At 37.2% G+C, this 14721-nt stretch carries 13 protein-coding genes; 7 read left to right on the top strand and 6 right to left on the bottom strand.

Annotated elements, in window-relative coordinates; translation table 11 throughout:
• Positions 1 to 162: 162 nt before the first annotated feature.
• The gene (locus NBC122_RS12245) at positions 163 to 825 is read left to right on the top strand and encodes a histidine kinase (protein ID WP_133440649.1); all 663 of its coding nucleotides are present in this window, start codon (positions 163 to 165) and stop codon (positions 823 to 825) included.
• Between the two features lie 106 nt (positions 826 to 931).
• On the top strand, positions 932 to 1408 hold the full coding sequence (locus NBC122_RS12240; protein ID WP_373456859.1) for a glutathione peroxidase: 477 nt from the start codon (positions 932 to 934) through the stop codon (positions 1406 to 1408).
• A 197-nt stretch (positions 1409 to 1605) separates the two neighbouring features.
• On the opposite strand, the gene NBC122_RS12235 is transcribed toward NBC122_RS12240, so the two are convergent.
• The 3 genes from NBC122_RS12235 to NBC122_RS12225 form a co-directional block, all read right to left on the bottom strand.
• Positions 1606 to 3060, bottom strand: coding sequence for an LptF/LptG family permease (locus tag NBC122_RS12235; RefSeq protein ID WP_133440646.1), 1455 nt, complete (start codon positions 3058 to 3060; stop codon positions 1606 to 1608).
• Between the two features lie 72 nt (positions 3061 to 3132).
• Entirely contained in the window at positions 3133 to 3780 is a 648-nt protein-coding gene (locus NBC122_RS12230) for a LolA family protein (protein WP_133440645.1), read from the bottom strand.
• A 61-nt stretch (positions 3781 to 3841) separates the two neighbouring features.
• Positions 3842 to 6280 (bottom strand): FtsK/SpoIIIE family DNA translocase, encoded by a 2439-nt coding sequence (locus NBC122_RS12225; RefSeq protein WP_133440644.1) that lies wholly within the window; start codon positions 6278 to 6280, stop codon positions 3842 to 3844.
• A gap of 237 nt (positions 6281 to 6517) precedes the next feature.
• Between NBC122_RS12225 and NBC122_RS12220 the strand changes: the two genes are divergently transcribed.
• Complete coding sequence (locus tag NBC122_RS12220; protein WP_133440643.1) at positions 6518 to 6751, top strand: hypothetical protein; 234 nt, start codon at positions 6518 to 6520, stop codon at positions 6749 to 6751.
• A 34-nt stretch (positions 6752 to 6785) separates the two neighbouring features.
• On the opposite strand, the gene NBC122_RS12215 is transcribed toward NBC122_RS12220, so the two are convergent.
• Complete coding sequence (locus NBC122_RS12215; protein ID WP_133440642.1) at positions 6786 to 7196, bottom strand: acyl-CoA thioesterase; 411 nt, start codon at positions 7194 to 7196, stop codon at positions 6786 to 6788.
• Positions 7197 to 7502: 306 nt separating this feature from the next.
• On the opposite strand from NBC122_RS12215, the gene NBC122_RS12210 reads away from it, so the two are divergent.
• From NBC122_RS12210 to NBC122_RS12195, 4 genes are all read left to right on the top strand, one after another.
• Positions 7503 to 7796, top strand: a complete 294-nt coding sequence (locus tag NBC122_RS12210) for a hypothetical protein (protein ID WP_133440641.1) — start codon at positions 7503 to 7505, stop codon at positions 7794 to 7796.
• Positions 7797 to 7962: 166 nt separating this feature from the next.
• Complete coding sequence (locus NBC122_RS12205; protein WP_133440640.1) at positions 7963 to 9948, top strand: urocanate hydratase; 1986 nt, start codon at positions 7963 to 7965, stop codon at positions 9946 to 9948.
• A 281-nt stretch (positions 9949 to 10229) separates the two neighbouring features.
• The gene (locus tag NBC122_RS12200) at positions 10230 to 11180 is read left to right on the top strand and encodes a fasciclin domain-containing protein (protein WP_133440639.1); all 951 of its coding nucleotides are present in this window, start codon (positions 10230 to 10232) and stop codon (positions 11178 to 11180) included.
• A gap of 464 nt (positions 11181 to 11644) precedes the next feature.
• A complete protein-coding gene (locus NBC122_RS12195; protein WP_133440638.1) occupies positions 11645 to 12667 on the top strand; it encodes a 3-oxoacyl-ACP synthase III family protein in 1023 nt (340 codons plus the stop codon).
• A gap of 179 nt (positions 12668 to 12846) precedes the next feature.
• Here the strand turns inward: NBC122_RS12195 and NBC122_RS12190 are convergent, their stop codons facing one another.
• Positions 12847 to 13689, bottom strand: a complete 843-nt coding sequence (locus tag NBC122_RS12190) for an isoaspartyl peptidase/L-asparaginase (RefSeq protein ID WP_133440637.1) — start codon at positions 13687 to 13689, stop codon at positions 12847 to 12849.
• Positions 13690 to 13712: 23 nt separating this feature from the next.
• On the bottom strand, positions 13713 to 14597 hold the full coding sequence (locus NBC122_RS12185; RefSeq protein WP_133440636.1) for a cyanophycinase: 885 nt from the start codon (positions 14595 to 14597) through the stop codon (positions 13713 to 13715).
• Between the last annotated feature and the right edge of the window lie 124 nt (positions 14598 to 14721).

Genomic DNA, 14721 nt, shown 5'->3' with positions numbered 1-14721 from the left:
TAGGATAAACATTCTTAAAATTGGTTAAATAAGCATTACCCATAATTAAAATCATTAGCATTTCATTTCAAAAAGTATATATTTGAAAATTGGTCAGGCAAAACAGTATTTTTGTAAACAGTTAATTTTGTAAAAAACGCCTTCGGAGCGTAATTTTATTATATGAAAAAATTATTTTTAGTTTTATTAATGGCAATAGGTTCTATAGTTTCAGCGCAAACAGCCAAAGAAATTATCGACAAAAATATAGAATTAACAGGTGGATTAACCAATTGGAAATTATTAAATTCCGTCTTATTACAGGGCAGAGTGACTTTAGGAATCAATGATGAATATCCGATTAAGATTTATCAGCAAAGACCAAATCTTACCAAAACCACTATTACCATTGGTAAAAAAGAAACTGCAGTAGAAGGTTACGATGGAACAAAAGGATATGCAATGAATTATGCAGCCAACAAAATCCAGGAATATCCGAATTATGTGCCTGAGAGTTTCGATAACGATTTTATCGACTGGGAAAATAAAGGTTTTGATGCGAAATACCTTGGTAAAGAAAAAGTGGGCGATATTTATTGCCATAAAGTAGAACTGACTAAAAATGTAAATAAAACACTCTATTTTTTTGATTCTAAAACATATATGCTGCTGAAGGAAATTAAGAAAGATGAAACATTATTATATTCTGATTATAAAATGGTAGGATCTGTGATGATGCCTTACCGGATCGAATCTTCATCTCCGAAAAAAGACAGTGATTTTGTAATGATTTTAAATAAAATAGAAACCAACAAGGTATTCCCGGCGAATACTTTTAAATTTTAAAGTAATGAAAAAGCTATTTATAATTCTGTTATCTTCAGGCGTTTTTTTACAAAGCTGCAAAAATCAGAAGAACGATGTTTCACAGATCAAAACCACCAACAATACGATGGAAAATACAATTTATGATTACAAAGTAGAAAGTTTAGATGGGAAAGAAATCAACTTTGCCGATTTTAAAGGCAAGAAGATTTTAGTTGTAAATACCGCGTCTGAATGTGGATTTACTCCTCAGTACGCTGATTTGGAAAAACTGTCGAAAGATTATCCCGATAAATTAGTGGTGATCGGTTTCCCTGCCAATAATTTCGGTGGCCAGGAGCCGGGCAGCAATCAAGAAATCGGGGCTTTCTGTGAGAAAAACTTCGGCGTTACTTTTCCCATGGCGGCAAAAGTTTCTGTAAAAGGAGAAGATATTGCACCCATTTTCAAATACCTTACAGATAAGGATTTAAACGGTGTTAAAAATACGACCATTCTGTGGAATTTCACCAAGTTCCTGATCGACGAAAACGGTCATTTAATTGATTCATTTATCAGCACAACGAAACCGACAAGTGATTCTATTACGAAATATTTGAAGTAAATTGAAGTTGATCATTTAAGAAATTGATTGATTAAAAATTAAAGTTTATTGATTCTCTTCAATAAACTTTTTTTGTGCTTTTCGGAGAGGTGTTTTTTTAACCAGTTTTTATTCCTGAAAAAGGCTGATCAGATTAATTTTCAGTCAACAGAAAAAGGATGGCGAACCATCCTTTATAAATATGAATACTAGATTTTTTAGCGGTACCGCTGATGTTCCTTATTTTTTGAAAACCTGTTGATAAGCGGTTTAAACATCGATTTGTATTTTTCAGCATCGAAGAGTTGGGAATCTGTTAATGCTTTATAAGTTAACCAAACGCCAAACGGAAGCAGTACAAGGTTAGGCAACCAGGCTGCCAGATAAGGATCTATTCCCCCAGACCACGCAATATTTTCTGCAGAAAGATTGAGAACATAAAAAAGGATAAATATTACAATAGCAATAACTACCGGCAATCCTAGACCTCCTTTTCGGATAATCGAACCTAAACTTGCCCCGATTAAAAAGAAAATAAGACAGGTAACGGAATAGGAAACAATTCTTTGTTGATGCATGATTACGCGTGCAAAATAGGCGTGCATATCTTTAAGCTGTCCCTCTTTACCCAACGTCGACTGCTTGATGTTTTCTAATTTGTTATACGCAGAATAGAGCATTTCCTCCTTTTTTTTACTGTTGACCGTATCTGTTTTTACAGGAGCTGTGACAGGAATTTTTGCCTTCGATTTATCTACATAACTTACGTAACTGTTGGCCTGGCTGACCAGTTCGTAAGTCATGTTATTCATAATATCATCGTTGCTTTTCTTGGTTTTTTTAATAGTAGTATTCAGTTCAACAACATTCTGAAAAGAGTAGTCATCGGTGATTTTTTCTGCTTCAATCGCTTTGTCAATGATTTCAGAAATATTAAAATGCGAAACTAAAGTATCAAATTTTATCGCCTGATCGGGTTGTTTTAACCGGGCATTATAATCGATTCCATTCAAATGATCTTCGTAAATATGGCCATTAAATAAAACCAATTTTAAATAATTAGGATTATCTGCAGGAACGAATTTTCCTTTTTCTGCGACAATGGATTGCTGGTCTTCAAAAGAAGTCGCCATTTTATGAATAAAAATTCCTGTTAAATTTTCACCATTTTCACCCGTTATTTTATCAAATTTCACACTATAACCCGGAAGTTGCTGAAGGAATTGTCCCGGTGTAAAGTTCAGCGCAGGTTTGGTTGCGGCAATATTATACAGCATATTCTTCGCCTTGCGTTGGAAATCGGGTACCACATTATTGGAGAAGAAAAACAGGAAAGCAGAAAAGAATAGGGTAGTGACAAACAATGGCAACATAATCCTGGTGAGCGAAATACCGGCTGCTTTCATGGCCGCCAACTCATAACGTTCGCCAAAATCACCAAAAGTCATTATGGAAGAGAGCAGAATTGTCAGGGGCAATACCAGTTGTACTACGATTGCGGAAAGATAAGAAAGCAATTTCAAAATCTCCCAGTAACTCAAACCTTTACCGGTAAACTGCGCCAATCGGATCCAGATGATGTTGACCACAAAAATGAAAAACAGCACACTGAATATGAAAAGAAACGGGCCGAAAAAAGTTTTGATGACGTAGCCGTCGAGTTTTTTTATCATAAGTCAAATTTACCAAAAAAGCCACAAAAGAAATGTTCCCTTTGTGACTTTTTTATCGTGATTTAATGTGTTCTAAAGTTCGGTGACAAAATAATTTTTATATTGATCTTTATTGAAGGTAAACATGGTGCTGCTCAACTTCTGATTTTCTTTATAATTATTAATGGCAATTACTGAAACAGCGTTGTCATTGGAGAACTGTTCCACTTTTACAATTTGCTTTTTTGCCGAATTTACAAAAAGGTTGACCTCTTTAATTCCATTATTTTTAACCGGGGTTAATTTAATATAATCGCAGCTTACTCCGTTTACCGTTACTTTTCCGGCATATTTTACGTTGTATCCTTTTTTGTATTGTTCAATATAAGTAAGTGGGGAGAACATTTGCTCGCTTCCGGTTGGTTTTGCCACGGTAATTTCTTTGTCTTCGTCAGAAATGCTGTAGATTTTATTTCCATCAAAAATCTGCTCAGTACCCATGATTTTTAATTTATAAAGGTCTTTGGCAGAATAAAATATTCCGGGTTCGGTTTTGGTTACTTTTTTACCGGTTCCCGTTCCATAAACAAATTTAAAATAGACGTTGTCTTTGCTTTTATAACTGGTGGCAATGGCATCTAAAATGGTTTTTGCTTTCGCATCGATTTTCTGGGCAGAAAAACTTGCAGTGGTAGCGGCAACCATCATTACAATTGAGATTTTTTTCAATATCGTTTTCATTCTTTTTTATTTTTGGTTGAATTATCAGCCTTAAAGTTAAACTGTTGTTTAAGGTTAAAATTTACTTTCGCAATTCTTCCAAAAACTGTTCCAAAGAATTTAAGTCGCTGATTAGCACCTCTCTCGCTTTTGCTCCATTGAAGCCTCCTACAACGCCACTGGCTTCTAACTGATCCATAATTCTTCCGGCCCGGTTATAACCTAATTTCAGTTGTCTTTGCAGCATTGAGGTAGAACCCTGTTGGGTAGAAACCAATATTCTCGCAGCATCTTCGAAAAGAGCGTCTTTTTCGTTGGGATCAAAGGCGTTCACTGTAGAAGTAGATTCGTCAGAAGAATATTCCGGAAGCATAAATGCACTTGCATATCCTTTCTGTTCACCGATAAATTCGGCAATTTTTTCAACTTCCGGTGTATCTACAAAAGCACACTGCAAACGCATAATTTCATTTCCATTAAAGTAAAGCATGTCACCTTTCCCGATTAACTGATCTGCTCCGGGAGAATCTAAAATCGTGCGGGAATCTACACTTGAAATCACACGGAAAGCCGCTCTTGCAGGGAAATTCGCTTTAATCATCCCCGTGATTACGTTTACCGAAGGTCTTTGGGTTGCAACGATTAAGTGAATTCCTACCGCTCTCGCCAACTGTGCTAATCTGGCGATCGGAAGCTCAACTTCTTTTCCGGCGGTCATAATTAAATCTGCAAATTCATCGACTACCAAAACGATATAAGGTAAATAGCGGTGTCCGTTTTCTGGATTCAGTTTTCGCTCAGAGAATTTCTTATTGTATTCTTTTATATTTTTACAGAAAGCGTTTTTCAGCAAATCATAACGCTGATCCATTTCGATACACAGGGAATTCAATGTATTGATCACTTTGTGTGTATCGGTAATAATCGCATCTTCGCCATCAGGAAGTTTTGCCAGATAATGTCTTTCAATTTTTGAATAAAGCGAAAGTTCTACTTTTTTAGGATCCACCATTACAAACTTCAATTCACTCGGATGTTTCTTATAAAGGAGAGAAGTTAAGATTGCATTAATCCCGACAGATTTTCCCTGTCCGGTAGCACCTGCCATCAGTAAGTGTGGCATTTTTGCTAAATCGGCCATAAAGATTTCATTGGAAATTGTTTTTCCAAAAACAACCGGCAAATCCATATCTGAATTTTGAAATTTCTGGGAAGCAATAACACTTCGCATGGAAACCATAGAGGGGTTTTTTCTTGGAACTTCAATTCCGATCGTTCCTTTTCCAGGCATCGGGGCGATAATTCTAATTCCTAAGGCCGATAGATTCAAAGCAATATCGTCCTGAAGTTTTTTAATCGATGCTACACGAATTCCAGCTTCCGGAACGATTTCGTAAAGCGTAACAGTGGGTCCTATCGTCGCTTTAATTTCAGAAATTCCGACATTAAAGTTTTTCAATAAACCGACGATTTTATTTTTGTTCTCTTCTAATTCTTCTTTATTAACGGAGATTTCCTCATTGCCATAATCTCTTAATAAATCGATCGTTGGCATCTGGAATTTAGCGAGTTCCAGTCGATGGTCATAATAACCGTGTTTATCAACTAATTCCTGAGATTTGCGGTCACTTTCATCAATGATGTCAATAGTTTTTGCCACTTCAACTTTAAAATCAATATCATCATTTTTAGGAACATTCGGTTTTTCCGCTGTAGAAGCAGCTGGACTTAAAGTAACCGTTGTTTTTTCTTCAACCTCTTCAAACGAGGTTTGATTGGGAGTTTTAATGGTTTCAATTTCTTTATGAAGAACTTCCTGCTGCGGATTCACTTCGGTCACCGTAACATTCGGCGCATCCTGCTGAGCCTGTTCTTCCAATTCTTCATCAGCTTCAAAATTTTCTTCTGAACGCGGCATCATTCCTTTGACACGACCGATGGTGCTGTCATTTAAATTGCTCAGTTTTGCTTTAATACTGCTCGGACGAAGATTAAATTCCAGAATAAAATACAAACCCATACTTACTAAAATCACCATCCATAATCCTGCAGATCCGATAACAGCATTTAAAAAATCCATGATTTGGAATCCGTAAACGCCGCTCAAAACGCCGTCGCCTTTGGTGAGTGCGCCCATAAAAATAGGAAGCCAACAGATGAAAAACAAGGAATGACCAATGGTTTTCCACGGTTTGAAATAATTTTTTTTCAGAATCATCATTCCAAAAACGAAAAAGAGAAAAGCAACCAGAAATGCTGCAATACCGATGCTTTCAAAAATAAAAATATTGCCGAGCCAATCACCGATTTTTCCAAAGATGTTCGACGATTTGATGGTTTTATCCAACATGGTTCCAGCTTGGCTTTGATCCGCTTTCCAGTTCATTAAATAAGAAATGAACGACAGGGCAGCGACTACCGAAAACACGAGAAATAAAATACCGAAAAATATGCGCGGTTTAGAAAGGGTTTTGTTTTGGTCTGCCGGTTTAGGGGTGAGTTTTTTTTTGTCTTTTTCCATAATATCAATCAGGGCAAATTTAATAATAAAAATTAAGAATTATTTGGGAATGATAAAGATTTTTTTTACCGTTTTCTAATGATGCGGAAGAAAAAATTCCATTTAATAAAAAAGATGTTTCACTTTAAAATTCGGTACTGATATTCTTCATTCCTTACATTTTATTGCAGAAGATACAGTTTCATTTCGGAATACTATTTGTTTAAGAATGTCCAATCCCATTATAAACCTTCTATCATGAAAAACAAAGATAAAGATACCGACAAAAAAGACAGCAGAATCATCAAAATTCCTGGTATTGACGATCGGGTGATTCGAAACGAAAGCGACAAAAAAGACGAAATAATTATCAATGACCGGCCTCTGCAAGCGGAAAACGCAGTTCCTCCCAAAGCCTGGAAAAATCAGGAAAAAGCATACGGTGATGCTTGGGAAAAAAATAAAAATCAAATGCTTGATGACGATTTATAACATCAAAAAATCCACTTCATCGTGGATTTTTTATTTATAATTGGTTCGTCGTTTCTTCTCTTTCAAAGATTTTCACAGGTTTTTTGTCAGGACCGATAGCGACCAAAGTAAAATCGCCGGAAACCGCTTTTTCCCTTATTTCATCGTACATCTGTTCCACATAAACCTCGATATTCACTTTTAAACTGGAGTTTCCCACATATTTTACCCGGCCGATAAGTTCTACCAAAGTATCTGCGGGAATAGGTTTTTTGAAATCGATTCGGTCGCAACTTACCGTTACAAAAGATTTTCTGGCAAATCGGGTAGCGGTCATAAAAGCGACTTCATCCATCATTTCCATCACCGTTCCGCCAAACATGGTATTATGATGATTCGTAATATTGGGAAAAACGACTTTGAAAACTTTTGTTTCGGAATTTTGGATTTTTTCTTCGTAGTTCATTGTTATTGAATTAAAACATTAATAATTGAAATGAACAGAAAAAGCTGAACGAATGGTCCGTTGAATTTTCTGCTTCAAATCGCGAAAGCATTTGTAATTTCAAAGTAGGGATCTGACTTTCCGACAGCGGATTACAGTTGCGCGACAGTTCGTGATTTGCACACGATTCACCTGTTTCATTGAAATATCAAGCGCAAATATAGATTTTTTTCAATTATTAAAAGGATTACGTTTTTTTGAAGCTGTCTTTTTTCAAAGAAATTGGAATCATTTTTGTCGCAGTATAATTACACCAAATCTTATATTATGAAACCGCAGAATAACACGCATGAACAAAAAGAAAAGCTGGAGCAGATGAACTACGATCCTGAAAATGATATTTTCAATCAGGAAGAACATATTTCGCTGGACGGAAACGGAAATCCAATTAGCGCCGAATCAACCGAAGAAAGTGATTTAGACGAAAATTTGGATGTCCCCGGTGCAAGCGCCGATGATGAGATGGAAGAAATCGGATCTGAAGATGAAGAAAATAATTATTACAGTCTCAGCGATAATGAAGATGATCACGAAGAAGAAAATGAAGATCTTTTGTCGTAATTAATACAGCCTTACTACAAAAAGTAAGGTTTTTTTAATTTTTAAATTGAAATAAAAGTTCCTCTTTTTACAGACCGGAACTTTTTTCATATTTCTTTGCTTTGTATTTTCTAATTTGAATATCTTTAAAACTTCGAATAATCAACTTACAACTTTGAATATTAAAATGACTTTTAAAGAACAGATTCAACAGGGAATTCCCAACGAACTTCCACAACCAAAACCCTACGAAACCGAAATCAACCACGCGCCAAAACGGAAAGAAATTCTTTCTGACGAAGAAAAAAAACTCGCTCTGAAAAACGCTTTGCGTTATTTCGAACCCAAATTTCATGCAGAATTGTTGCCCGAATTTAAAGAGGAATTAGAAAAATACGGTAGAATTTATATGTATCGTTTCCGTCCGGATTATGAAATGAAAGCGAGAAATATTGCAGAATATCCGGGAAAATCGGAGCAGGCAAAATCGATTATATTAATGATTCAGAACAATTTGGATTACGCAGTTGCCCAACATCCTCACGAACTTATTACTTATGGTGGAAATGGAGCGGTTTTCCAAAACTGGGCGCAATATCTTTTGACAATGAAATATCTGTCAGAAATGACCGATGAACAGACTTTAACGATGTATTCCGGTCATCCGATGGGACTGTTTCCTTCACACAAAGATGCTCCGAGAGTGGTCGTAACCAATGGAATGGTGATTCCGAATTATTCAAAACCGGATGATTGGGAGAAAATGAATGCCTTAGGCGTTTCGCAATATGGACAAATGACCGCCGGAAGTTATATGTATATCGGTCCACAGGGAATTGTGCACGGAACGACAATTACGGTTTTGAATGCTTTTAGAAAAATTAAAAAAGAACCGAAAGGCGGATTGTTTATTACGTCAGGTTTGGGCGGAATGAGCGGTGCACAACCGAAAGCGGGAAATATTGCCGGCTGTATTACGGTGTGCGCAGAAGTCAATCCGAAAATCACCAAGATCCGTCATGAGCAAAAGTGGATTGATGAAATTCATGAAAACCTGAATGAATTGGTGGAAAGAGTAAAAAAAGCACAAGAAAACAAAGAGACCATTTCTCTGGCCTATCTTGGAAATGTCGTTGAAGTATGGGAGAAATTTGACCATGAAAATTTAAAAATAGATATCGGCTCTGACCAGACTTCTCTGCATAATCCCTGGGCTGGAGGATATTATCCGGTCGGAATTTCCTTTGAAGAATCCAATAAAATGATGGCGGAAAATCCTGGTTTATTCAAAGAAAAAGTGCAGGAAAGTTTACGGAGACATGCTGCTGCAATCAATAAACATACAGAAAAAGGGACCTATTTCTTCGATTATGGAAATGCTTTTTTACTGGAAGCAAGCAGAGCGGGTGCTGATGTAATGTCTGATCATCCAACTTTGGGAAGAGAGTTTAAATATCCAAGTTATGTTCAGGATATTATGGGACCGATGTGTTTCGATTACGGTTTTGGCCCGTTCCGCTGGGTTTGCGCAAGTGGTAAACCGGAAGATCTGCAAAAGACCGATGAAATTGCCTGCACAGTTTTAGAAGAAATCATGAAAAATTCCCCTGCAGAAATTCAACAGCAGATGCAGGATAATATAACGTGGATCAAGGGAGCTCAGGAAAATAAACTCGTCGTTGGATCGCAGGCAAGAATTCTTTATGCCGATGCTGAAGGTCGGATGAAAATTGCCGAAGCCTTTAATAAAGCCATTAGAAATAATGAAATTGGACCGGTCGTTTTAGGCAGGGATCATCATGATGTTTCAGGAACGGATTCTCCATACCGTGAAACTTCCAATATCTATGATGGGTCCCGATTCACGGCAGATATGGCGATTCAGAATGTGATTGGCGACAGTTTCCGCGGTGCAACTTGGGTGAGTATTCACAATGGCGGCGGCGTTGGTTGGGGTGAAGTGATCAACGGTGGTTTCGGGATGTTGCTTGACGGAAGCGAAGATGCAGACCGCAGATTAAAATCAATGCTTTTCTGGGACGTGAACAACGGAATTTCCCGAAGAAGCTGGGCAAGAAATGAAGGTGCCATTTTCGCCATTAAAAGAGCGATGGAAATTGAACCCAACCTGAAAGTAACATTGCCAAATCAAGTTGATGAGAATCTACTTTAAAATTAAAATCAGTTTCGCATGAATTAAAAAAAAGCGATTATTTTCAAAGGAACGTTTCTTTTTTTTAATGAAATCATTGAAGATAAAGTGTTTTAAAAAGATCATACATTTTTAATACAAAAAATTTCCATACGATGAACCCTGCAACATTTGCGGGGTTTATTTTTAGATCGGTTGTATTCGATAGATTTTGTAAATAAAACCAATTAGTATTATATCTTGCTATTTTTAATTTAATAGTAAAATATTTTCCTAGATTTGAATAATAAAAATTTACAATTATGAAAAATATATTTAAAATCCTTTCGGCACTTTTCCTTATTGGAATAACGTCGATCGCCTGTAAGGAAAACGAGGATGAACCGGTAATGAGTCAAACAGTTTACGCCATCGCATCACGCGATTCTGATTTATCATCATTGAAGGCTGCCATTGACAAAGCAGGTCTGGCTACCACGCTGGATGGGACAGGAACGTTCACGGTTTTTGCGCCTTCCAACGCAGCGTTTTCTACCTTTCTGTCAGCCAACGGTTTTGCAAGTTTAAATGATGTGCCGGTGGCGGCTTTAAAAGAAATTTTATTGAACCACGTTCTTGCTGCCAAAGTACCATCTGGCGCGATTACGACCGGTTATGTTTCTACTTTAGCAAAAGGCGGAGCTTCTTCTGCGAGAAATATCAGTATGTTTATTAATAATGCTTCAGGAGTAAAAATCAATGGAATCTCTAATGTCACGAAAGCGGATATCATGGCTTCCAACGGTGTTATTCATAAAGTAGATGCCGTAATCGGTTTGCCGACCATTGTTACCCATGCGCTGGCTAATCCTAATTTCACTTCCCTGGTTGCAGCGCTGACCAGAACTGATATGCCGAATTTTGTGGGAATATTAAGCGGAACAGCAAGTTCACCATTTACCGTATTTGCGCCGACCAATACAGCTTTTACCTCTCTGTTAACAGAATTAAGTTTTTCAAATTTGGCGGCAATACCAAAGGGAACTTTAGAAAATGTTTTAAAATACCATGTGGTTGCGGGAGCCAATGTAGCTTCTACAGATTTAACCAATAATATGACGGTTACCACTTTTCAAGGGGGTACGTTTAAAATTACGACAACAGGAGGTGTAAAAATTACAGATACCAATAACCGGGTTTCGAATATTATTTTGACCGATGTTCAGTGCAGTAACGGAATTATTCATGCAATAGATAAAGTCTTATTACCATAGTAGTTTTTTAGTTTTTACCATGATAAGCGTCTCAATATTGAGGCGCTTATTTAATTCAGCCTTTTTTTATAAAGTTTAATCTTTTCTTTCTACGGTCTCTCTTATAATTTCTCCACAGGATGCAAAGTTTGAATGAGAAAGTTTAAAATGGATCAGTAAAAAATAATTTCGGCAAAAAATTAAAATTAAAAAACTTGATGGGGATTTTCAGGGAATTGTAAATCCTACTTTTTCCGAATTTCCACCATAAATTATAATTGAACCATTGGAGAAAATAGAAAAGGTCGACTTAACCCTGATTTTCAAAGGGTCACTTCGGGATTTTGATTATAACGTCCCTGTAGGAAGATTTAGAATCTATTCTTTTTATCATGAATTTTTGCCAAAAATTGTAAACTATGGGATCTGCCAGAAAACTTCCGGGGTGTCAAAATATATTTTACCTTTGTTTAAATTTCAAATTTATGCTTAAAAGTTGTATTAAAGGTTTGGGACATTATGTTCCGGAAAATATAGTAACCAACGATGATTTATCTAAACTGATGACCACTAATGATGAGTGGATTACAGAAAGAACCGGTATCAAAGAACGTCATCACCGGAAAAACAGAAATGATTCCGAAGAAACCACCGCTTATCTGGGATTCAAAGCCTCAGAAGCCGCATTGAAAATGGCAGGAATGACCGGAAAAGATATCGATTATATTATTTTTGCAACCCTTTCGCCGGATTATTTTTTCCCGGGTTGCGGTGTGCTTTTGCAGGAAATGCTCGGCTGTGAAACCATCGGTGCTTTAGATGTCAGAAACCAGTGTTCAGGATTTGTTTATGCGATGAGTGTTGCCAACGCTTTTATTAAATCAGGGCAGTATAAAAATATTTTAGTTGTGGGTGCCGAAATTCACTCTTTTGGGTTGGATTTTTCCGATGATGGACGTGGAGTCTCTGTCATCTTCGGAGATGGGGCAGGAGCCATCATTTTATCAGCTACTGAAGACGAAAGTGCCGGTGATATTTTGGCCACCAATATGCATTCCGAAGGAAAATATGCCGATGAATTATGTACCAAATTCCCCGGTTCTAAATTTGGCTGGAGCGATCGGATGAGGCTGGAACCGGAAAATGTGACCGATGCAGAAATCTACCCTGTCATGAATGGCAATTTCGTTTTCAAACATGCAGTTACCAGATTTCCAGAAACCATGATGGAAGCTTTAAATAAAGCCGGAAAAAAACCGGAAGACTTAGACATGTTTATTCCGCATCAGGCCAATTTACGGATTGCTCAGTTTGTACAGCAGCGTTTCGGATTGCCGGATGAAAAAGTGTACAACAACATCCAGCGTTTTGGAAATACCACCGCCGCTTCAATCCCGTTAGCTTTAAGTGAAGCTGTTGAAAAAGGAAAAATTAAAAGAGGTGATCTGGTTCTGCTCTCCGCTTTCGGCAGTGGATTTACCTGGGGATCGGTTTTATTCACTTATTAAAATTTTAAATGCGTTGACCAACGCATTTTTTTTATCCCAATATGAAATGAATAAAACCTCAATCTTGTTATTTTACCTATATTTCGAGCTGCATTCCTACCTATAATCAAATGATTGAGAAAACTGCTCCAATTAGGGCAGTTTTCTCCATATTCAATACAAAAATCGGATTAATTCATCTAATCGAAAATTTCAAAATGCTCTCCGTCAAAACTTGCAAAAACCATCGTTGGATAAGAATCCTGATGGGCGATATTTCCATTTTTGTCAATGGCGACTGCTCCCGCAAAACCGTTGATTTCTTTCAGTTCTACAAAGGTTTTTTCTACGGCATTTTTTAATGGAAAACCGTCTGTAACCCGTGTCACAATTTTTGCTGCGGTGGCGTTGCTTACAATATCTTCACCAACTCCTGTGCAACTTACGGCGCAATATCCATTAGCGAAATTTCCCGCAACGGTTGCAGAATCAGAAATCCTTCCAACCAGTTCAAAACCTTTTCCGCCAGTGGAAGTTGCTGCTGCTAATCTTCCTTTTTGGTCTAAGGCGACACAACCTACCGTTCCTTTTCCGCCGTTTTTTAATTTCTCCTCGTATTCTTTTCTCCTCTGCGGAATTTCGGTCGAAAAATCCGCGAAACCGTTTTCTGCAGCATATTGTTTTGCGCCGTTTCCGCCGAGAACCCGATCGTCTTCTTTCATTAAAACCTGTGCTACTTCGATTGGATTTTTTACATTTTCAATATTGATGACGCCAGAAAACTTTTGGGTTTCTCCGTTCATCAGAGAAGCACTCATTCTGATTTTTCCATCGCTTTGAATTTGGGAACCCATTCCGGCATTATAGAGTAAATCATCCTCCAACAATTTTACGGCATGTACCACCGTTTCTTCTGCGGAATGTGTTTTTAGAAATTCAAAAGAATCTTGGGCAATCTGTTTTAAGGAATTTTGCTTGGCAACTTTCACATCATGGCTTTGGTCGCTTTCAGAGAAAAATCCCCCGTGGATGATTATTTTCATTTTTAATAATAAAATTTATTTTATTAATCCTGCGGAATCGGATTATACTGAGAATTTACAATGGTAAGATCTTTCAATTTTAAATCGTAAAAATCATTTTGAGATAAAACATGAACGATGAGATTATCAATCGAAATAGGTTGACCAAGCTTTACATTGGTTAAGTTGGTGTCTTTAATAAAACGGCCGTCTACCAAAATAACAAGCCCGGATCCAATGGCTGTCATGGTATCGTTTTCAATATACAGTCCGGTATCTTCACCTAAACCTATTCCTAAAGTTCGGGGATTGTTGACCACTGCCTGAAATAATCTTCCGATTCTCCCGCGTTGCACAAAATGCGTATCTACAATTACGTTATCGATGAATCCTAAACCCTGTGCGATTTTAATTTCCCCTTTAAGTAAAGCCTCACTGCTGGATCCCTGATAAATCATATTTTCCGAAGCCGCCGCTGCTCCCGCTGAAGTTCCTGCATAAATGAAATTTTCTTCCTGATATTTTTGTAGAAGAACGTCATGAAATCTCGTTCCGCCCAGAATTGAAGTCAACCGAAGTTGGTCACCACCTGTAAACATGACTACATCAGCGGCGCTGGCACGGGCAGTAATTCCATCACTGTTGGCTTGTTCGCGGTTGGTAATATCCAGGATATTTACATTTTTTGCGCCCAGAAATTCAAATGCTTTTTTATATTCCGGACCTACAATTTGTGGGATTTGGGATGCAGTCGTAATAATTTCGATCACCGAATTTTCTTTTAAGCGGGATTCATCGATAATTTTTCTTAAAATTCCACGCTCGAAAAAATTCAGGTTTTTTTCTACATTCTGATCATAATCGGTTTCGGAGAAACTGCCTTTGTTAACGGCGCCGCCAATAATCATTAATTTTCCAACTGCTTTCATAGATTGCAAATTTAAAAAATTATTCCTTGCTACTTCAATAATTACCTTATCATTTTAATTAAAGGCTGATGGCTTAATTGGGATGTGCGTGAAAAAATGCTTCCAATTTTAAATATTTTTTTTA

This window comes from Chryseobacterium salivictor (genome assembly GCF_004359195.1).
Taxonomy (GTDB): domain Bacteria; phylum Bacteroidota; class Bacteroidia; order Flavobacteriales; family Weeksellaceae; genus Kaistella; species Kaistella salivictor.
This window is presented reverse-complemented; position numbering and strand designations above follow the sequence as displayed.